This window comes from Burkholderia sp. BCC0419, from assembly GCF_902830285.1.
In the GTDB taxonomy this organism is placed as follows: domain Bacteria; phylum Pseudomonadota; class Gammaproteobacteria; order Burkholderiales; family Burkholderiaceae; genus Burkholderia.
In genome coordinates this window covers 2,070,406-2,090,064 of record NZ_CADESR010000001.1, presented here as the reverse complement: position 1 = coordinate 2,090,064, position 19,659 = coordinate 2,070,406, and the positions used below count along the sequence as shown (strand labels likewise).

Here is a 19,659-nt window from a genome sequence, read left to right as displayed (position 1 = left end):
GCGGCCGATGCGATGCGGATCATTCTAATCCGGCCGGGAGAAAAATCGTTATGGAATCTTATCTACTTTCATTGGGCGCCGGCGTGCTGATCGGCGTCGTGTACAGCGTGATCAGGGTGCGCTCGCCGGCGCCGCCGCTGATCGCGCTGGTGGGCCTCGCCGGCATGCTGGTCGGCGCGCAGGCCATTGCGCCGGTTCGTCACTGGCTCGGCTTCTGACCGCATCGAGGACATTTCATGAGCGCAACCGATACCCAACCCGATCTCATCCTGCACAACGGGCGCATCACGACGCTCGATCGTGCGAACCCGGTCGCGACCGCCGTCGCGATCAAGGACGGTCGCTTCGTCGCGGTCGGCGGCAACGCGGAGATCGTGCCGCTCGCGGGCCGCGCGACGAAGGTCGTCGACCTCGACGGCCGTACCGTGCTGCCGGGCCTGATCGACAACCATACGCACGTGATTCGCGGCGGCCTGAACTACAACCTGGAGCTGCGCTGGGACGGCGTGCGCTCGCTCGCGGTCGCGATGGAGATGCTGAAGCGGCAGGTCGCGATCACGCCCGCGCCGCAGTGGGTGCGCGTGGTCGGCGGCTTCACCGAACACCAGTTCGCCGAGAAGCGGCTGCCGACGATCGACGAACTCAATGCCGTCGCGCCCGATACGCCCGTGTTCATCCTGCACCTGTACGACCGCGCACTGCTGAACGCAGCGGCGCTGCGGGTGGTCGGCTACACGAAGGACACGCCGGAGCCGCCGGGCGGCACGATCCTGCGCGACGACGCGGGCAACCCGACCGGGCTGCTGCTCGCGAACCCGAACGCGACGATCCTCTACGCGACGCTCGCGAAGGGCCCGAAGCTGCCGTTCGACTACCAGTACAACTCGACGCGCCACTTCATGCGCGAGCTGAACCGGCTCGGCGTGACCGGCGTGATCGATGCGGGCGGCGGGTCGCAGAATTATCCCGACGATTACGAAGTGATCCGCAAGCTGCACGACGCGGGCGAGATGACGGTGCGGATCGCGTACAACCTGTTCACGCAGAAGCCGAATGCGGAGAAGGAAGACTTCGTGAACTGGACGAAGAGTGTCAAGTATCACGACGGCACTGACTACTTCCGCAACAACGGCGCGGGCGAGATGCTGGTGTTTTCGGCGGCCGACTTCGAGGACTTCCGCGTCGCGCGGCCGGACCTGCCGGCGCAGATGGAAGACGACCTGGAAGGCGTCGTGCGCGTGCTCGCGGAAAACCGTTGGCCGTGGCGCATGCACGCGACCTATGACGAAACCATCAGCCGCGCGCTGGACGTATTCGAGAAGGTCAACGAAGACATCCCGCTCGAAGGGCTGAACTGGTTCTTCGATCATGCGGAAACCATCTCCGAGAAATCGATGGACCGGATCGCTGCGCTCGGCGGCGGCATCGCGGTGCAGCACCGGATGGCGTACCAGGGCGAATACTTCGTCGAGCGTTACGGCACGCAAGCCGCGGAGGCGACGCCGCCGGTGGCGAAGATGCTCGGCAAGGGGCTCAAGGTGTCGGCCGGCACCGACGCGACGCGCGTCGCGTCGTACAACCCATGGGTGTCGCTCGCGTGGCTCGTGACGGGCAAGACGGTCGGCGGTTTGCGCCTGTATCCGCAGCGCAACCTGCTCGATCGCGAAACCGCGCTGCGGATGTGGACCGAGTACGTGACGTGGTTCTCGAACGAAGAAGGCAAGAAAGGGCGCATCGCGGTCGGGCAACTGGCCGACCTGATGGTCCCGGATCGCGATTTCTTCACATGCGCGGAGGACGATATCGTCGACACGAGCGCGTTGCTGACGGTGGTCGGCGGCAAGATCGTGTGCGGCGCGGGGCCGTTCGCGTCGCACGATGCGCCGATTCCGCCGGCGATGCCCGACTGGTCGCCGGTGCGCGAGTACGGCGGCTATGGCGGCTGGGGCGCGACGCAGCGCAACGGCGCGCCGTTGCAGCGCGCGGCGGCGGCCGCCGCGGCGTGCGGCTGTTCGAGCGCGTGCAACGTGCACGGGCATGCGCATGCGGGCGCGTGGGGCCGTGCGTTGCCGACGCCGGATGCGAAGGGCTTCTGGGGCGCGTTCGGCTGTTCGTGCTGGGCGGTCTGACATGGCGACGCGCATCGCTTACGGCAACCCCGCGTGGATCCGCGTGCTGCTGTCGCAGCCGTGGGTCCTGCCGCTCGCGCGCCTCGCGCTGGTGTCCGCCTATCTGCTCGGCGGCGTCGCGAAGGCGCTCGACTTCAACGGCGCGGTCGCGGAGCAGGCGCATTTCGGCCTGCATCCGGCCGCGCTGTGGGCGGTGTTCGCGATCGCGGTCGAGATCGCCGGCTCGCTGTGCGTGGTGTTTCGCCGCTTCACGTGGCTCGGCGCCGGCAGCCTCGGCATGCTGACGCTGGTCGCGATGGGCGTGGCGAACGATTTCTGGAACCGTTCGGGCGCCGAACATTTCATGGCGCTCAACAGCTTTTTCGAGCATCTTGGGCTGATCGCGGCACTCGTGCTCGCGACCGTGCTCGACGATGCGCGGCAACCGGCCGATGATGGCCGTTCCATTCGATGACGATGCAACAACCAGGAAATCCTGTGATGAAATCTGTTCGTTCCGTGCTGCTCGCCGCGATGCTCGCGGGCGGCCTTGCCTGCGCGCCGACGGCGTTCGCGAAACCGCCGGTGCCGCCGGCAGTCGCGCCGACGGTGGCGGTCGGTCCACAGTACGACACGACCCACGTGTGCGTCGCACCCGAAGACTTCGATCGCTTCACCGACAGTTTCGTCGCGACGTTCGGCGGCAAGAAGTCGAAGCAGGGCGTGTTCCAGGTTACACCGACGCCGAGCCAGACGATGTCGCAACTCGTGCTGACGCCGGTCGGCACGATCTCGGTATTCGGTTTCAAGACGCCGATCCCGTATCCGTTCTGCGCGGAGCGCACCGGCTATCTCGTGACCGACATGGACGTCGCCGTGAAGTCCGCGCGCGAGCACGGTGCCGACGTGATCGTCGACACGTTTCCCGATCCGATCGGCCGCGACGCGATCGTCACGTGGGCGGGCGGCGTGAACATGCAGCTCTACTGGCATACCCAGGCGCCGCATTACGACGCGCTGCAGACCATCCCCGAGAATCGCGTGTACGTGTCGCCGCAAAGCGTACGCAAGTTCGTGCACGATTTCGTCAAGTTCTCGAAAGGCAAGGTGGTGTCCGACAACCTGAAGGCGCCGGGCGTCGAGATCGGCCGGCCGGACGATACCTACCGCCGCATTCGCATCGAATCGGGCTTCGGCAAGATGACCGTGCTGGTGACCGACGGCCATCTGCCTTACCCGTTCGGGCGCGAAATGACGGGCTACGAAGTATCCGATCTCACCGCGATGCTGAAGCAGGCCGAAGCCGCGGGCGTGACCGTGCTCGTGCCGCCGTTCAAGTCGGATGGCCGCGACGCGGCGCTCGTGCAGTTCCCGGGCGGCTACGTCGCCGAGATCCACGCGAGCGCGGCGCGATGAAGCACGAGGACACAATCCTAGCCGCGGTGGCCGGCTTCGTCGACACGCTGAGCTTCGTCGCGCTGTTCGGGCTGTTCACCGCGCACGTGACCGGCAACTTCGTGCTGATCGGCGCGGGCATCGCGGGCTTCGGCCAGGGCGTCGTGCTGAAGCTCAGCGTGTTTCCCGCATTCGTGTGCGGCGTGATCGCGAGCAGCCTGATCGCGCGGTCGATGGCCGCGCGGCCCGCCTGGCAGGGCACGCGTGTGCTGCACACGGTGCAGGCCGTGCTGCTGCTCGGCTTCTGCGCGGCCGGCGTGTGGGCGACGCCCGTCACGCAGCCCGACAGCCTGGCGGCGCTGGTGGCCGGCATCGTCGGCACGTTCGCGATGGGCGTGCAGAACGCGCATCCGCGCGTGATCGCGCGCGCGGGCGGCGTACCGAATACGGTGATGACCGGCAACGTCACGCAGGCGATCCTGGATGCCGTCGACATGCTGTCGCCCGGTACGGCGGACAGCGTGCGCGCCACCGCGCGCGCACGCTTCGCGAAGATGCTGCCGGCGATCGTCGCGTTCGCGCTCGGCGCGGCGTGCGGTGCGCTCGGGTTCCGCTACGTCGGATTCCTGGCGCTGCTGGTTCCCGTCGGTGCGCTCGCGACGCTTGCGCTGTGCGCGGCGCAAGCGTCCGGTACGACCACGCAGGAGCGCGCATGATCGAGCGACGGAGGCGGCGCCACGGCCGCCGCTTCGAGCGGGCCGCGCGCGTGTCGGTCGTCGCGGGGCTGATGTTCGCGGGCGCCGACGCTGCGTTCGCGGAAACGGCAGATGCGTCGGCCTCGACTCCGACGCAAGAACCGACGCCGGCGTCGACCGCGTCATCGGCTTCGACGCCGGCCTCGACGTCCGCAGCCACCACCGCCTCGACGTGCACCGCCAAGCGGCCGACGGTGCTGTTCAACCGCTGGCAGGAAGACTGGTCGGTGCTCGCGAATCCGTGCGTGCCGCGCAAGCCGTTCGACGCGTTGAAATACGTGCGGCTCGGCGACGATCCGTCATCCTATCTATCACTCGGCGTGAACCTGCGCGAACGCCTGGAGACCAACGACGCGCCGCTGTTCGGCATCGGCTCCGCGCAATCGGACACGTACCTGATCCAGCGCGTCGAAGTGCACGCCGATGCGCATCTCGGCCCGCACTGGCAGTTCTTCGCGCAATTGCAGGACGCACGCGCGTTCGGCAAGAACACGGTGTCGCCGGTCGACAGGAACCCGCTCGATCTCGAACAGGCGTTCGCGACATACACGGGCGCGCTCGGCGGCGGCACGGTCAAGTTCCGCGTCGGCCGTCAGGAGATGGCGTTCGACCTGCAGCGCTTCATCGCCGCGCGCGACGGCCCGAACGTGCGGCTGGCGTTCGATGCGGTGTGGGCCGATTACGAATACGGCAAGTGGCGCTTCATCGGCTATGCGACGCAGCCGGTGCAGAACCGCAACGCGTCCGATTTCGACGACGTGTCGAATCGTGATCTCACGTTCAGCGGCGTGCGCTTCGAGCGGCAGTCGGTCGGGCCGGGCGACCTGTCGGGCTATTGGTCGCGCTACAACCGCAACAACGCGCGTTTCCTCGATGCGAGCGGCCCCGAGCATCGCGACGTGTGGGATGTGCGCTACACGGGCACGCAGGGCCGCTTCGACTGGGATCTCGAAACGATGCTGCAGACCGGCACCGTGGGCAACAACACGATCCGCGCATGGGCGGTCGGCTCGATCGCCGGCTACAAGCTCGATGCGCCGTGGTCGCCGCGCATCGCGCTGCAGGTCGATGCGGCATCGGGCGACCGCCATCCGCACGACGGCCGCGTCGGCACCTTCAATCCGCTGTTTCCGAACGGCTATTACTTCACGCTGGCCGGCTATACGAGTTACGCGAACCTGATTCACGTGAAGCCGTCCGTGACGCTGAAGCCGACGGCGAACCTGTCGCTGCTCGGCGCGCTGGGTTTCCAGTGGCGCGAGACGACCGGCGACGCCGTCTATCAGCAGCCGAACATCCCGGTGCCGGGCACGGCAGGCAAGGGCGGGTTGTGGACGGGCATGTACGTGCAGTTGCGCGCGGACTGGACGATCGCCGCGAACCTGATCGGCGCGATCGAGGCCGTGCATTTCCAGGTCGGCGACGCGATCCGGCAGGCGGGCGGGCACAACGCGGATTACGTCGGCGTCGAGCTGAAGTACGGCTGGTGACGGCGGCGCGCGGCCACCCGCACGCGGCGTGAAAAAGGGCAGCCCCGTGAACTGCGGGGCTGCCCTTCGTTCGTCCGGGCCGGCAGCTCGGCCGGCCCGTTCGCGGTGATGGCGATGCCGTTACAGGTTGGGCGACAGCGCGAGCGCGTTCGTCAGGTCGCCCATCGGCTGCGCGCCGTTCGCCTTCAGCGCGTCGTCGCGCTGCTGCAGGCCCGCGAGGCGCGGCAGCGAGAAGCGGCGCGTGATGAAGCGCAGGATCGAGCCCGTGTCGTACTGCGTGTGGTCGACGAAGCCCTTCTTCGCATACGGCGACACGATCAGCGCCGGAATGCGCGTGCCCGGGCCCCAGCGATCGGCATTCGGCGGCGTCGCATGATCCCAGAAGCCGCCGTTTTCGTCGTACGTGACGACCACGACCATGTTCTTCCACTGCGGGCTGGCCTGCAGGTGCGCGATCACGTCGGCGATGTGCTGGTCGCCGGATGTCACGTCCGTGTAGCCCGGGTGCTCGTTCAGGTTGCCTTGCGGCTTGTAGAACGCGACCTGCGGCAGCGTGCCCGCGTCGATCGCCTTGATGAACTCGGCGCCGTTCGCGCCGCCGTCGAGCAGGTGCTGCGCACGGTTGGCGGTGCCCGGCGCCTGGTTCGCGAAGTAGTTGAACGGCTGGTGGTGCGGCTGGAAGTTCGGCGTCGACAGGTCGGCGCCGTAGATCACGTTCGACGTGCCGTTCTGGCTCGCCTGCAGCGCCTGGCCCCATGCGCCGCCATACCATGCCCACGACACGCCCGCGTTGGTCATCAGGTCGCCGATGTTGGTCGCCGTCTGCGGCGGCATCGTCGACGGATTGGCCGGGTCGGCGAGCAGCGGGTCGCCGCCCGTGGCTGCCTTGTTGCCGCTCGGCTGATACGCCGGCTGCATCGTGTTGATGCCGTAGAAATCAGGCGTGAGCGCGCCGTCGTTGACGAACTTCGGCGGGCCGCTCAGCGCGGAAGCCGGCGAGTTCGTCGCGACCTTCAGCGACTTGCCGTCGGCGTTCAGGACTGCGATCTTGCCGGCCGCCGGGCTCTTGTCGGCGTTCGCGTAGTACGGTGCGCACGCGCAGATCAGGTACTGGTGGTTCAGGAACGAACCGCCGAACGCGCCCATGAAGAAGTTGTCCGCGAGCACGTACTGCTGCGCGATCTTCCACAGCGGCAGCTTCGCCGGATCGGCCGTGTAGTGGCCCATCGTCAGGCCGCCCGCGTCGGTCCATGCGGCGTACATGTCGTTCTTGCCGCCGTTGATCTGCATCTGGTCCTGGTAGAAGCGGTGCACGATGTCGCGCGTCGCGATGCTCATCGACTGGTTGAAGCCTTTCGGATCGTCGATCGCGAACGGCGTGTTCGGCAGGTTCGCCGTCATCGCCTCGGTCACCGCCGGCGTGATGCCGGTCGCGGTCAGGCCGCCCCAGATCTTCGGCAGCGTCGCCATCGTCGAGCCGTCGCGATCCTTCTGCACCGAGTTCGCGGCCGTCGCGTTCTGCAGACCGTTCGCGCCCGGGAAGTTGCCGTACAGGTTGTCGAAGCTGCGGTTTTCCGCGTAGATCACGACGACGTTCTTGACGGCCGACAGGCCCTGCTGCGTGACGTCGTCGCCGCCGCAGGCGGTCAGGCTGAGCGCGGCCGCAAGGGCGATCGGCGTGTAACGAATCCAGGCGTGCTTCTTCATGCGATGTTCTCTCTCATTCGTCGTTGGTCGCGTGTGGGAACCGGGTGGCGGGAGGGCCGACGCACGAACCTCGCGGTACCGCCCGGCTGCGCGCATTATCTGGAACCGATTTGACAGCCGGGTGTAGGGCCGCTTTCAATTGACTGTCGGTCGAACGTCATTCAACGGTCACGGAACTGACATAAGCTCCGGCCGATTGCCCACCGCTACTAGAACAACGACGATGCACACCCTTTTGAAATCCTTCGCGTCCGCGCGATCGCTGATTCCCGCCGCGGCGACGCTCGCGATGGTCGGCGCGCTCGCGGCGCTCGCCGGTTGCGATGCGCAGCCCGGCACGACGGCGTCGGCCGCGTCCGTCGTACCGGCGGCCCAGGCCGCACCGGCCGCCCCGGCGGTCGCGCCGGCCAGCCAGCCGCAGACGCGCGCGCAGGTGTTCGAGGGCGTGAAGCAGATGACGGCACTCGGCAAGCAGCTGTTCTTCGATCCGTCGCTGTCCGGGTCCGGCAAGCTCGCTTGCGCGTCGTGCCATAGCGCCGAGCATGCGTTCGGGCCGCCGAACGCGCTGTCGGTGCAGCTGGGCGGCGACGACATGCACCGTACCGGCTTTCGCGCGGTACCGTCGCTGAAGTACCTGCGCGGCATCCCGCCGTTCAGCGAGCACTTCCACGATTCGCCGGACGAAGGTGACGAAAGCATCGACGCGGGTCCGACCGGCGGGCTGACGTGGGACGGTCGCGTCGATACGCGCGATGCGCAGGCGCGCATTCCGCTCACGTCGCCGTTCGAGATGAGCAGCTCGCCCGCAAGGGTCGCGAAGGCGGTTCGCGCCGCACCGTATGTCGACGCGTTCCGCAAGGCGTTCGGCGACCCGGTGCTCGGCGACGACCAGGCGACGTTCAATGCGGTGCTGCGCGCGCTCGACGCATTCCAGCAGCAGCCGGCGCTGTTCGATCCGTACACGAGCAAGTACGACGCGTATCTGGCCGGCCACGCGCAGCTCACGCCCGCGGAGTTGCACGGGCTGCAGTTGTTCAACGACGAGAAGAAGGGCAACTGCGCGAGCTGCCACATCAGCCAGCGCACGCTCGAAGGCGGCCCGCCGCAGTTCAGCGATTTCGGGCTGATCGCGGTCGCGGTGCCGCGCAACCGCGCGCTGCCCGTCAATCGCGACCCGCGCTTTTACGATCTCGGCGCATGCGGCCCCGAGCGCACCGACCTGAAGGGGCGCGACGAATTCTGCGGGCTGTTCCGCACGCCGTCGCTGCGCAACGTCGCGCTGCGCAAGACGTTCTTCCACAACGGCGTGTATCACTCGCTCGAGGACGTGATGCGCTTCTACGTCGAGCGCGACATCCATCCGGAGAAGTTCTACCCGGTCGTGCACGGCAAGGTGCAGATCTACGACGATTTGCCGAAGCGCTACTGGCCGAACATCAACCGCGAGCCGCCGTTCGACCGCAAGCGCGGCGACGCGCCGGCGCTGAACGCGGCCGAGATCAAGGACGTGATCGCGTTCCTCGGCACGCTGACTGACGGATATCAACCGGCGGCCAGGTCGGCCACGTCGGCCGCGCGCTAGAAGACGTTCCTTGCGGCACGCATGCTATGCTCGCTCGCTGACGGGCGTGGCGCGTGCCGGAGCGCCGGCCGCCGGTTCGCCGGCATGCGCCGCGCCGTTCGATCGAACATCCAAGGAGAAAAACATGTCGATGCGTGCATCCCTTTCCATCGTCACGCGTGTGCTGGCCGGCGCCGCGTGCGCAGCCGCGATGCTGCCCGCCCATGCACAGAACAACCTGAACTTCCTGAACGACACGCCGATCAGCTATTTCAGCAAGACCGATCGCGCGTCGCTCTCCAAGGCGGTCGTGCAGGCGCGCGACGAAGGCAAGGACGGCGAAACCACGACGTGGCAGAGCAGCGGCCGCGGCACGCAGATCGACGCGAAGCTCACGCCGAGCACGACCGAGACCGACGGCAAGACCTGCCGCGAAGTCGCGACCGAAATCACCGCGAAGGGTCAGACGATGACGCTCAAGCCCGTCTACTGCAAGACGGCCGCGGGCAAGTGGCAACTGCAGAAGCGCTGAGCACGCGCGTGATGAAGCGGGGCGGCGCGCCGCGCACGGTGTCGTGCGGCGTCGTGATCCTCGATGCGGCCGGCCGCGTGTTCCTCGCGCACGCGACGGACACCACGCACTGGGATATCCCGAAGGGGCAGGGCGAACCGGGCGAGACGCCGGCCGACGCCGCGCTGCGCGAACTGCTGGAAGAAACCGGCATCGAGTTCGCGCCGGCACGGTTGCTCGATCTCGGCCGCTTCGCGTACCGGCACGACAAGGACCTGCACCTGTTCGCGGTGCAGGTGGCCGAAGGCGAGATCGATCCCGCGCACTGCACGTGTACGTCGCTGTTTCCGAGCCGTCGCGACGGTTCGATGATTCCCGAGATGGATGCGTACCGCTGGACCGTGCCGGCCGACATCGACACCTATGCGAGCCGCAGTCTCGCGCGGCTGTTTCGCACGAAGCTGTCGCTGGTGGAGCTGCATCGGCGGTTGTCGGGCGCGTGAACAGGTGCCGCGGCTTCCGCTGTCGCCTGCCGTTCTTCGGCGCGCGCCCATGAAAAAACCGGCCCTGGAGCCGGTTTTTTCAATGGTCAGGCAGCGGCGGCTTGCTTGCGACGCCGCACGCTACCCGCGCGGAGCAGGCCGTCAGGCCGGCTTGCCCCAGCTGTCGCGCAGCCCGACGATCCGGTTGAACACCGGCTTGCCCGGCTTCGAATCGACACGGTCTGCAACAAAGTAGCCGTGGCGCTCGAACTGCAGGCGCGTTTCCGGCGCGACGTCGCCGTTGCCCGGCTCGACGTACGCCTGCACGATCTTCTTCGAATCGGGGTTCAGCGCTTCGAGGAAGTTCGCGCCGCCCGCGTCCGGGTGCGGCTCCTTGAACAGGCGATCGTAGATCCGCACTTCGGCCGGCTGCGCGTGCTTCGCGCTGACCCAGTGGATGTTGCCCTTGACCTTGTACGTGTTCGCGCCTTCGGTGCCCGACTTGCTGTCCGGGAAGTAGTTGCAGTGCACGGCCGTCACGTTGCCGTCGGCGTCCTTGTCGAAGCCCGTGCATTCGATCACGTAGCCGTAGCGCAGGCGCACCTTGTTGCCCGGGAACAGGCGGAAATAGCCCTTCGGCGGATTCTCGACGAAATCCTCGCGCTCGATCCACAGTTCGCGCGAGATCGGGAACGTGCGCACGCCGCGGTCCGGATGGTGCGGATGCACGGGCGCCGTGCAGGCTTCCTCGAGGTCTTCCGGATAGTTGTCGATCACGAGCTTCAGCGGATCGAGCACCGCGACCGTACGCGCGGCCTTGTCGTCGAGGTCGTCGCGCAGTGCGCCTTCGAAGATGCTCATGTCGATCCACGAATCGATCTTCGTCACGCCGATCCGCTCGCAGAACAGGTGGATGCTTTCCGGCGTGAAGCCGCGGCGGCGCACGCCGACGATCGTCGGCATCCGCGGGTCGTCCCAGCCGTCGACGTGGCCTTCGGTGACGAGTTGCAGCAGCTTGCGCTTGCTGGTGATCGCGTACGTGAGGTTCAGCCGCGAGAATTCGATCTGTTGCGGCAGCGGACGCGCGAACACGCCGGCTTCCGCGAGTTCGTTCAGCACCCAGTCGTACAGCGGGCGGTGATCCTCGAACTCGAGCGTGCACAGCGAATGCGTGATGCCTTCGAGCGCATCCGAGATGCAGTGCGTGTAGTCGTACATCGGATACACGCACCATGCGTCGCCGGTGCGGTAGTGGTGCGCGTAGCGGATCCGGTAGATCACCGGGTCGCGCATGTTCATGTTCGGCGAAGCCATGTCGATCTTCGCGCGCAGCACGTGTTCGCCTTCCTTGAACTCGCCGGCCTTCATGCGGCGGAACAGGTCGAGGTTTTCCTCGGGCGAGCGGTCGCGGAACGGCGACGGCTTGCCGCCTTCGGTCAGCGAGCCGCGGCTCGCGCGCATTTCGTCGGCGCTCTGGCTGTCGACGTACGCCTTGCCGCGCTGGATCAGCAGCTCGGCGAATTCGTACAGCTTGTCGTAGTAATCGCTCGCGAAATACTGATGATCGACCGCGTCCTTGCGCCAGTCGAAGCCGAGCCAGCGCACCGCGTCGACGATCGAGTCGACGTATTCGACGCTTTCCTTTTCCGGGTTCGTGTCGTCGAAGCGCAGGTGGCACACGCCGCCGTAGTCGCGCGCGACGCTGAAGTTCAGGCAGATGCTCTTCGCGTGGCCGATGTGCAGATAGCCGTTCGGCTCGGGCGGGAAGCGCGTCTCGACGCGCCCGCCCCATTTGCCGGTGCGGTTGTCGTCGTCGATGATGTTGCGGATGAAATTGGAAGCCGCGGGGGCGTCGTTGCGTTCGGTGCTCATGCGGTTGGCGTCAGGGTTGTGTCGGCGCGTCGCGCCGGTTTAATCCTGTAATTCTACCTGACCGGGGTCCGTCCCGCGCGGCCTGCCCGTCGGGCGCGGTCCGTTCGCGATGCGTACCGCAATATATCGAGTGTGTGTCGGCTGTAACACGACGTAAATCGGATTGCCGGCGCCGTTCGGCTTTTCCTATGATGGCTTCACCGATTCAATGCCGCCATTCGCAATTTTTGCGTGGCGGGAGGAAGCCAATAATCATGATGAAGAAGACCACTTTTCTCGTTCGTACCGCGGTGATCGTCGCGGCCCTGTCGCAACTCGGCGCATGCGCGATGACGCATACGCAGCGCAATGCCGGTATCGGCGCGGCTGCGGGCGGCGCGCTCGGCTACCTGATCACGGGCGGCCCGGTCGGCACGGTGGCCGGCGCGGCGGCAGGCGGCCTGGTCGGCGCCGGCGTGCGCTGATTCACGCCGGCGCGTGCGGGCCTCGGTGCCCGCGCGATCGCCGGCCGGGCGTGATGCCGTTGCGTACGCGTAACGGCCCGCCCGCACACCCCTTCCGTTTTTCGACAGGCAACATCAGGGAGGAACGGGTGTGCGACACTTCGTCGACGCCACATAACGACTTCATTCGTCGACGAATCCTTTCATGAGCGACCCCCTCGTATTTGTGCTGCCGGGCTACGGCAACTCCGGTCCGTTCCACTGGCAGAGCCGCTGGGAGCGCGCCGATGCGCGCTTCTCGCGGGTCGCGATGCCCGACTGGAGCCGCGCGTTTCGCAACGGCTGGTGTCTCGCGCTCGACCGAGCGGTCGAAGCCGCGCGCGGGCCGGTGCTGATCGCCGGCCACAGCCTCGGCACGCTGACCGCCGCATGGTGGGCGACCCGCTATGCGCGGCCGGCCGCGCTCGCGAAAGTGCGCGGCGCGCTGCTGGTTGCGCTGCCTGATCCGGCCGGGCCGGCGTTTCCGGCCGACGCGCACGGCTTCGGCCCGGTGCCGCACGAGCGGTTGCCGTTTCCGACCTGCGTCGTCGCGAGCAGCGACGATCCGTACGGTTCGCTCGCGTTCGCACGCGGCTGCGCGAACGCGTGGGGCAGCACGTTCCATGACCTCGGCCCGCGCGGCCACATCAACGCGGACAGCGGGCTCGGCGACTGGCCGCAAGCGCGCGGCTGGCTCGATGGGCTGGCGGTCGCAGGTTGACCGTGTCGTGCAGGACCGTCAGATCGTCTGCTTCGCCTTCAACGCCGCGATCCGTTCGTCGTTGTAGCCGAGCAGCGGCGGAGCCGTGCGCATCGGAAGGCCCCGAAGCACGTCGCACCATCCGGGCTCATCGCTTGGTGGGCGTGCGCGGCGGCAGGCCATCTGCCGTTGGATAGCGCTCCGAATTTCTGACGTGTCCCATATCGCTTGAAGTTGGTAGTAGGTAGTCTGGCGGGCAATTCGAACAGACGGAAAGCCTCCATGCCAGTCCAGCCCGCACGATCCGACCGCACCAAAGAAAAGAACGGAGCCGCGACGAAACGGATTCAGGTTGATCTGTCACGGCAATGCGTGGAAGCGTACGAGGGGCGCGTTTGCGTGCTCCGCTTCGACTGCGTGACAGGCGACCGTGAGCACCCGACCGATCGGGGCACGTTCAGAATCCTCCGCAAGCATCACCCTTATCGCAGTCGCATGTATAACGTGCAGATGGACTATGCAATGTTCTTCACCACGGATGGCAAGGCTTTTCATCAATACCACGGACCGATGCCGCTCGGCGTCGTGCGGCTGGCTCGCAATTCGGTGAGTGACCGGTTCGGCTCGCATGGATGTGTGCGGCTGAGCGAAGCCGATGCGCGGCAACTGTACGAATGGACGCCGGTCGGAACCATGGTGCAGGTGTCATGACGCGCGCGGCAACAGGCTGGGTCGTACGCGCGGCTGGCGTGGTGTTCGTCGCCGTGCTCGTCGGATTGGCTTGGCGAAGCATGGTCGGAAGCGCCGGCAGTCCCGCGCTGATCGTGCCGGGTACCGAAATACTCAGCGTGCAGCCGGATGAGCTGATGTCGTTTGTCTACACCGCGGAGACGCTGAGCGTGAACGCGCATCGCGTGCAGCCGGCGGCGCCGTTCTCCGTGCGCGTCACGTTTGCCGATGGCCGTGCTTCCCGGCAGTGTGTCGCGCCACCTGGGCTGGCCGACCGGCTCGCGCCGCTCACCACGCTGATCGCGCGCGGTAGCGTGTCCGGCGCCGAGCTCGCGACGGCGTTCCCGGCGCCGCTCGGCACGCTGGAAATGCGTGATCGTATCGCCTCCGAACCGCTTCCGACATTGGTATTCAGGGGGGCGGCCGATACGGATACGGTGGCAGTCGCCGGCCTGCCGGGCGCGGGTGGTCGCGCAATCGTCGTCGATCCGGCCGCGCGTGCCGCGCTCGCACTGCTTGCGGGCGGTTGCGACACGCTTGCGCAGCGCTGACCCCCGATATACCCGGCCGACGCTGCTTACGTGGGCAGTCGGGCCGGGTGTCACGCGCGCTCAAATCGCCTGTTTCGCCTTCAACGCCGCGATCCGCTCGTCGTCGTAGCCGAGCATGTCGCGCAGCACGTCTTCCGTCTGCGCGCCGAGCAGCGGCGGGGCCGTGCGCGCGTCGGGCGGCGTCGCGCTCATCCGGATCGGGTTGCGCACGAGCTTCACGTCCGCGCCGCACGGATGCGGCAGCGATACCTGCATTCCGCGCGCGACCACCTGCTCGTTGTCGAACACCTCGTCGAGATCGTTGATCGGCCCGCACGGCACGCCGGCCGCTTCGAGCGCGCCGATCCAGTCGGCCTTCTCGCGCGCCTTCACCATCTCCGCGAGGATCGGCACCAGCGTGTCGCGGTGACGCACGCGCGACGGGTTCGTCGCGAAGCGCTCGTCGTCGGCCAGCTCGGGCCGCCCGCCGGCCTCGACGAACTTGCGGAACTGCCCGTCGTTGCCGACCGCGACGATGATCCAGCCGTCGCTCGTCTGGAACGTCTGGTACGGCACGATGTTCGGATGCGCGTTGCCCCAGCGCACCGGCGGCTTGCCGCTCGCGAGGAAGTTGGTGTTCATGTTCGCGAGCAGCGCGACCTGCACGTCGAGCAGCGCCATGTCGATGTACTGGCCTTCGCCCGTGCGGTCGCGGTGCGCGAGCGCGGCGAGCACGGCGATCGTCGAATAGAGGCCGGTCGCGAGATCGGCGATCGCGACGCCGGCCTTCTGCGGGCCGCCGCCCGGCTCGCCGTCGCGTTCGCCGGTGATGCTCATGAAGCCGCCGGTCCCCTGGACGATGAAGTCGTAGCCCGCGCGATGCGCGTACGGGCCGGTCTGGCCGAAGCCGGTGACCGAGCAGTAGACGAGATCGGGCTTCACCGCGCGCAGCGAGTCGTAATCGAGCCCGTATTTCTTCAACTGGCCGACCTTGTAGTTCTCGAGCACGACGTCGCTCTGCGCGGCGAGCTCGCGCACGATCTGCTGCCCCTCCGGCGTCGCGATGTCGATCGTCACCGAGCGCTTGTTGCGGTTCGCCGCGAGGTAGTACGCGGCTTCGGCGGTATCCGCGCCGTCCGCGTCCTTCAGGTACGGCGGCCCCCAGTGGCGCGTGTCGTCGCCGGCGCCGGGGCGCTCGACCTTGATCACGTCCGCGCCGAAATCGGCAAGGGTCTGCGCGCACCACGGGCCCGCGAGCACGCGGGTGAGGTCCAGCACGCGGATATGGCTCAGGGCACCCATCGTCGAATCGTCTCCTTTCATGGCTGGCCTGCCTTGGCCGGCACGGCCGATTGGCATGCCGAGCATCTTAAGGCGAATCGGCCGCGCGGGTGGCCCAGGCCGGTCGCCAACGCCGGCCGCCCACGCCGGTCGCCCACGCCGGTCGCCCGGCGCAGCGGGCCGCTGCCGCTTGGGCGGACGGCCTGTATCGTATAATCGATCGTTTCCGAATCCATGCCGCCGCGCGCCCCGCCTGGGGCGCCGGCGTTTGAAGCCGTCTTTGCCAGACTGTCCCCGCACGCCATGAAAGCTGCCGAAATCCGCGAGAAATTCCTCAAATTCTTCGAATCGAAGGGCCACACGATTGTCCGCTCGTCGAGCCTCGTGCCCGGTAACGACCCCACGCTGATGTTCACGAACTCGGGCATGGTCCAGTTCAAGGACGTCTTCCTCGGCACGGACCCGCGCCCGTACTCGCGCGCCACCACGGCGCAGCGCAGCGTGCGCGCGGGCGGCAAGCACAACGACCTCGAGAACGTCGGCTACACGGCGCGCCACCACACGTTCTTCGAGATGCTCGGCAACTTCTCGTTCGGCGACTACTTCAAGCACGACGCGATCAAGTTCGCGTGGGAGCTGCTGACCACGGTCTACCAGCTGCCGAAGGACAAGCTGTGGGTGACCGTCTACCAGGAAGACGACGAGGCGTACGACATCTGGGCGAAGGAAGTCGGCGTGCCGACCGAGCGGATCATCCGGATCGGCGACAACAAGGGCGCGCGCTACGCGTCGGACAACTTCTGGACGATGGGCGACACCGGCCCGTGCGGCCCGTGTACCGAAATCTTCTACGACCACGGCCCGGACGTATGGGGCGGCCCGCCGGGGTCGCCTGAAGAAGACGGCGACCGCTACATCGAGATCTGGAACCTCGTGTTCATGCAGTTCAACCGCGACGCGCAGGGCAACATGACGCGCCTGCCGAAGCAGTCGGTCGACACCGGCATGGGCCTCGAGCGTCTCGCCGCGGTGCTGCAGCACGTGCACAGCAACTACGAGATCGACCTGTTCCAGAACCTGATCAAGGCCGCCGCACGCGTGACCGACATCAGCGACCTCACGAACAACTCGCTGAAGGTGATCGCCGATCACATTCGCGCGTGCTCGTTCCTGATCGTCGACGGCGTGATCCCCGGCAACGAAGGCCGCGGCTACGTGCTGCGCCGGATCGTGCGCCGCGCGATCCGCCACGGCTACAAGCTGGGCCGCAAGGGTGCGTTCTTCCACAAGCTGGTGGCCGACCTCGTCGCCGAGATGGGCACGGCCTATCCGGAGCTGAAGGAAGCCGAACAGCGCGTGACCGACGTGCTGCGCCAGGAAGAGGAGCGCTTCTTCGAAACCATCGAGCACGGCATGTCGATCCTCGAGGCCGCGCTGGCCGACGTCGAAGCGAAGGGCGGCAAGGTGCTCGACGGCGAGCTCGCGTTCAAGCTGCACGACACGTACGGCTTCCCGCTGGACCTGACGGCCGACGTGTGCCGCGAGCGCGGGATGACGGTCGACGAGCCGGCATTCGACGACGCGATGGCGCGTCAGCGCGAGCAGGCGCGCGCGGCCGGCAAGTTCAAGGCCACGCAGGGCCTCGAATACTCGGGCGCGAAGACCACGTTCCACGGTTACGAGGAAATCGCGTTCGACGACGCGAAGGTCGTCGCGCTGTATGTCGACGGTTCGGCCGTCAACGAAGTGAAGGCCGGCCAGGATGCGGTCGTCGTGCTCGACCACACGCCGTTCTACGCGGAATCGGGCGGCCAGGTCGGCGACCAGGGCGTGCTCGCGAACGCCGCGACGCGCTTCGCGGTGGCCGACACGCTGAAGGTGCAGGCCGACGTGGTCGGTCATCACGGCACGCTGGAGCAGGGCACGCTGAAGGTGGGCGACGTGCTGCGCGCGGAAATCGACGCGCATCGCCGCGCCCGCACGCAGCGCAACCACTCGGCCACCCACCTGATGCACAAGGCGCTGCGCGAAGTGCTCGGCGCGCACGTGCAGCAGAAGGGTTCGCTCGTCGACGCGGAAAAGACCCGTTTCGACTTCGCGCACAACGCGCCGATGACCGACGACGAAATCCGTCGCGTCGAGCAGATCGTCAACAACGAAATCCTGGCCAACGCGCCGGGCATCGTGCGCGTGATGCCGTACGACGAAGCGGTGAAGGGCGGCGCGATGGCGCTGTTCGGCGAGAAGTACGGCGATGAAGTGCGCGTGCTCGATCTCGGCTTCTCGCGCGAACTGTGCGGCGGCACGCACGTGCACCGCACCGGCGACATCGGCCTGTTCAAGATCGTCGTCGAAGGCGGCGTCGCGGCCGGCATCCGCCGCGTCGAGGCGATCACCGGCGACAACGCGGTGCGTTACGTGCAGGAGCTCGACGCGCGCGTGAACGAAGCCGCGGCCGCGCTGAAGGCGCAGCCGTCGGAACTCACGCAGCGCATCGCGCAGGTGCAGGAGCAGGTGAAGTCGCTCGAGAAGGAGCTGGGCGCGCTGAAGTCGAAGCTCGCGTCGAGCCAGGGCGACGAGCTCGCGCAGCAGGCCGTCGAAATCGGCGGCGTGTACGTGCTGGCCGCGACGCTCGACGGCGCCGACGCGAAGACGCTGCGCGAAACGGTCGACAAGCTGAAGGACAAGCTGAAGAGCGCGGCGATCGTGCTGGCGGCCGTCGAAGGCGGCAAGGTCAGCCTGATCGCGGGCGTTACGCCGGATGCGAGCAAGAAGGTCAAGGCCGGCGAGCTCGTGAACTTCGTCGCGCAGCAGGTTGGCGGCAAGGGCGGCGGCCGTCCGGACATGGCGCAGGCTGGCGGCACCGAGCCGGCGAACCTGCCGGGCGCGCTGGCCGGCGTGAAGGGCTGGGTCGAAGAACGGCTCTGATCGTTGCACGACCGATGCGATGCCGCCGCACTGACGGCATCGCGTGAATCGAAAAACGACCCGATCGGCAGGTGCCGGTCGGGTCGTTTTGTTTGTGCAGGTTGTGCGCGTCGATCGCCGCGGCGACACGCGAACCCGGGTCAGGCCGGCACGGACACGGTCGGCTTCGCCACGTCGCCCGGCTGCCGCGCGGCGTCGGTGAGCGCATCGCGCAGCGCGGCGAGCGCCGCCGACGCATAACCCCGCCGCCACGCAAGCAGCGTGTCGATGCCTTCGAGTTCGGGAATCGCGTGCGCGGCGATGTTGCCGGTCTCGGGCTGCAGATCGAGCACCGAACGCGGCGCGACCGCGACGCCCGCGCCGGCCGCGACACACGCGACGATCGCGTGATACGAGCCGAGTTCGAGCACGCGCGCCGGCTTCACGCCGTGCGCCGCATACCACTGCTCGACGTACTTGCGATACGCGCAGCCGCGCTCGAACGCGATCAGCGTCGGCAGGATCACGTCGCGCGGCGTGCGCACCGGCGGATGGCCGCGCGGGGTGAGCAGCACGAGATCCTCGCGGAAAATCGGCACCGTCTCGAACGTGTCGGGCAGCGTGTCCGGCTCGGGCGGGCGCGCGAACAGCGCGGCGTCGATCTCGAAGTCGCGCACGCGGTCGATCAGACAGCCCGTCGTGCCCGTCAGCAGTTCGAGCGACACATCGGGCCACGCATGGTGGTAGCGCGCGAGGAGGGTCGGCAGCCGGCTCGCGGCCGTGCTTTCCATCGTGCCGAGCCGCAGCCGCCCGCGCGGCGTGTCTTCGCGCACCGCGTCGCGCGCCTCGTCGGCGAGCGCGAGCAGGCGCTCCGCATACGGCAGCAGCGTATGCCCGGCCGGCGTCAGCACGAGCCGGCGGCCGTCGCGCACGAACAGCGCCGCGCCGAGTTCCTCCTCCAGCTGCTTGATGCGCGTCGTGACGTTCGACTGCACGCGATTGAGCTTGGCCGCCGCGCGCGTCACGCCGTTCTCGCGCACGACCGCCCGGAAGATCGCCAGCGCCGCCAGGTCCATGATTCTCTCCAGGGGATGGGTCGATTCTCAATTATTCATTTTTCGAGAATGGTTGGTCAAGCTAGGATGGACC

18 protein-coding genes are annotated in these 19,659 nt (G+C 67.5%); 14 read left to right on the top strand and 4 right to left on the bottom strand.

Translation table 11 applies throughout. From position 1 onward, the window contains the following. Positions 1-50: 50 nt before the first annotated feature. From HWW87_RS09325 to HWW87_RS09300, 6 genes are read left to right on the top strand one after another with little or no spacing between them, the layout of a single operon-like run. Positions 51-218 carry a DUF1427 family protein gene (locus HWW87_RS09325; RefSeq protein ID WP_174432067.1) on the top strand — a complete coding sequence of 56 codons (168 nt, stop codon included), beginning with the start codon at positions 51-53 and terminating at the stop codon, positions 216-218. Positions 219-236: 18 nt separating this feature from the next. Beyond that, positions 237-2,129: an amidohydrolase gene (locus HWW87_RS09320; RefSeq protein ID WP_175820054.1), complete on the top strand. Its 1,893-nt coding sequence runs from the start codon at positions 237-239 to the stop codon at positions 2,127-2,129. A gap of 1 nt (position 2,130) precedes the next feature. Further along, a complete protein-coding gene (locus tag HWW87_RS09315; protein WP_175820053.1) occupies positions 2,131-2,583 on the top strand; it encodes a DoxX family protein in 453 nt (150 codons plus the stop codon). 26 nt (positions 2,584-2,609) lie between these two features. Next, a complete protein-coding gene (locus tag HWW87_RS09310) occupies positions 2,610-3,524 on the top strand; it encodes a glyoxalase (protein ID WP_175820052.1) in 915 nt (304 codons plus the stop codon). After that, on the top strand, positions 3,521-4,219 hold the full coding sequence (locus HWW87_RS09305; RefSeq protein ID WP_175820051.1) for a YoaK family protein: 699 nt from the start codon (positions 3,521-3,523) through the stop codon (positions 4,217-4,219). Before HWW87_RS09310 ends, HWW87_RS09305 begins: the two co-directional genes overlap by 4 nt. Next, positions 4,216-5,748 (top strand): alginate export family protein, encoded by a 1,533-nt coding sequence (locus HWW87_RS09300; protein WP_175820050.1) that lies wholly within the window; start codon positions 4,216-4,218, stop codon positions 5,746-5,748. Before HWW87_RS09305 ends, HWW87_RS09300 begins: the two co-directional genes overlap by 4 nt. 120 nt (positions 5,749-5,868) lie before the next feature. Here the strand turns inward: HWW87_RS09300 and HWW87_RS09295 are convergent, their stop codons facing one another. Continuing rightward, the gene (locus tag HWW87_RS09295; RefSeq protein WP_175820049.1) at positions 5,869-7,455 is read right to left on the bottom strand and encodes an acid phosphatase; all 1,587 of its coding nucleotides are present in this window, start codon (positions 7,453-7,455) and stop codon (positions 5,869-5,871) included. Positions 7,456-7,678: 223 nt separating this feature from the next. Here HWW87_RS09295 and HWW87_RS09290 point away from each other — a divergent pair, with 223 nt between their 5' ends. From HWW87_RS09290 to HWW87_RS09280, 3 genes are all read left to right on the top strand, one after another. After that, a complete protein-coding gene (locus tag HWW87_RS09290) occupies positions 7,679-9,037 on the top strand; it encodes a cytochrome c peroxidase (RefSeq protein WP_175820048.1) in 1,359 nt (452 codons plus the stop codon). A gap of 124 nt (positions 9,038-9,161) precedes the next feature. Continuing rightward, the gene (locus tag HWW87_RS09285) at positions 9,162-9,548 is read left to right on the top strand and encodes a hypothetical protein (protein ID WP_175820047.1); all 387 of its coding nucleotides are present in this window, start codon (positions 9,162-9,164) and stop codon (positions 9,546-9,548) included. An 11-nt stretch (positions 9,549-9,559) separates the two neighbouring features. Next, on the top strand, positions 9,560-10,030 hold the full coding sequence (locus HWW87_RS09280) for an NUDIX hydrolase (RefSeq protein WP_174390661.1): 471 nt from the start codon (positions 9,560-9,562) through the stop codon (positions 10,028-10,030). 141 nt (positions 10,031-10,171) lie between these two features. Here HWW87_RS09280 and HWW87_RS09275 read toward each other — a convergent pair whose 3' ends face one another. Then, positions 10,172-11,881, bottom strand: a complete 1,710-nt coding sequence (locus tag HWW87_RS09275) for a glutamine--tRNA ligase/YqeY domain fusion protein (protein ID WP_175820046.1) — start codon at positions 11,879-11,881, stop codon at positions 10,172-10,174. Between the two features lie 254 nt (positions 11,882-12,135). On the opposite strand from HWW87_RS09275, the gene HWW87_RS09270 reads away from it, so the two are divergent. The 4 genes from HWW87_RS09270 (at position 12,136) to HWW87_RS09255 (ending at position 14,343) form a co-directional block, all read left to right on the top strand. After that, a complete protein-coding gene (locus tag HWW87_RS09270) occupies positions 12,136-12,345 on the top strand; it encodes an ornithine acetyltransferase (RefSeq protein ID WP_006497729.1) in 210 nt (69 codons plus the stop codon). Positions 12,346-12,529: 184 nt separating this feature from the next. Continuing rightward, positions 12,530-13,084 (top strand): alpha/beta hydrolase, encoded by a 555-nt coding sequence (locus HWW87_RS09265; protein ID WP_175820045.1) that lies wholly within the window; start codon positions 12,530-12,532, stop codon positions 13,082-13,084. Between the two features lie 261 nt (positions 13,085-13,345). Then, positions 13,346-13,774 (top strand): L,D-transpeptidase, encoded by a 429-nt coding sequence (locus HWW87_RS09260; RefSeq protein WP_175820044.1) that lies wholly within the window; start codon positions 13,346-13,348, stop codon positions 13,772-13,774. Next, complete coding sequence (locus HWW87_RS09255; protein ID WP_244107157.1) at positions 13,771-14,343, top strand: hypothetical protein; 573 nt, start codon at positions 13,771-13,773, stop codon at positions 14,341-14,343. The genes HWW87_RS09260 and HWW87_RS09255 overlap by 4 nt, the downstream gene beginning before the upstream one ends. Positions 14,344-14,403: 60 nt before the next feature. Here the strand turns inward: HWW87_RS09255 and HWW87_RS09250 are convergent, their stop codons facing one another. Further along, positions 14,404-15,624 carry a CaiB/BaiF CoA-transferase family protein gene (locus HWW87_RS09250; protein ID WP_175820043.1) on the bottom strand — a complete coding sequence of 407 codons (1,221 nt, stop codon included), beginning with the start codon at positions 15,622-15,624 and terminating at the stop codon, positions 14,404-14,406. A 282-nt stretch (positions 15,625-15,906) separates the two neighbouring features. Here HWW87_RS09250 and alaS point away from each other — a divergent pair, with 282 nt between their 5' ends. Next, the gene (gene alaS / locus HWW87_RS09245; protein ID WP_175820042.1) at positions 15,907-18,531 is read left to right on the top strand and encodes an alanine--tRNA ligase; all 2,625 of its coding nucleotides are present in this window, start codon (positions 15,907-15,909) and stop codon (positions 18,529-18,531) included. 140 nt (positions 18,532-18,671) lie between these two features. Here alaS and HWW87_RS09240 read toward each other — a convergent pair whose 3' ends face one another. Next, entirely contained in the window at positions 18,672-19,586 is a 915-nt protein-coding gene (locus HWW87_RS09240; protein WP_175820041.1) for a LysR family transcriptional regulator, read from the bottom strand. Positions 19,587-19,659: the final 73 nt, after the last annotated feature.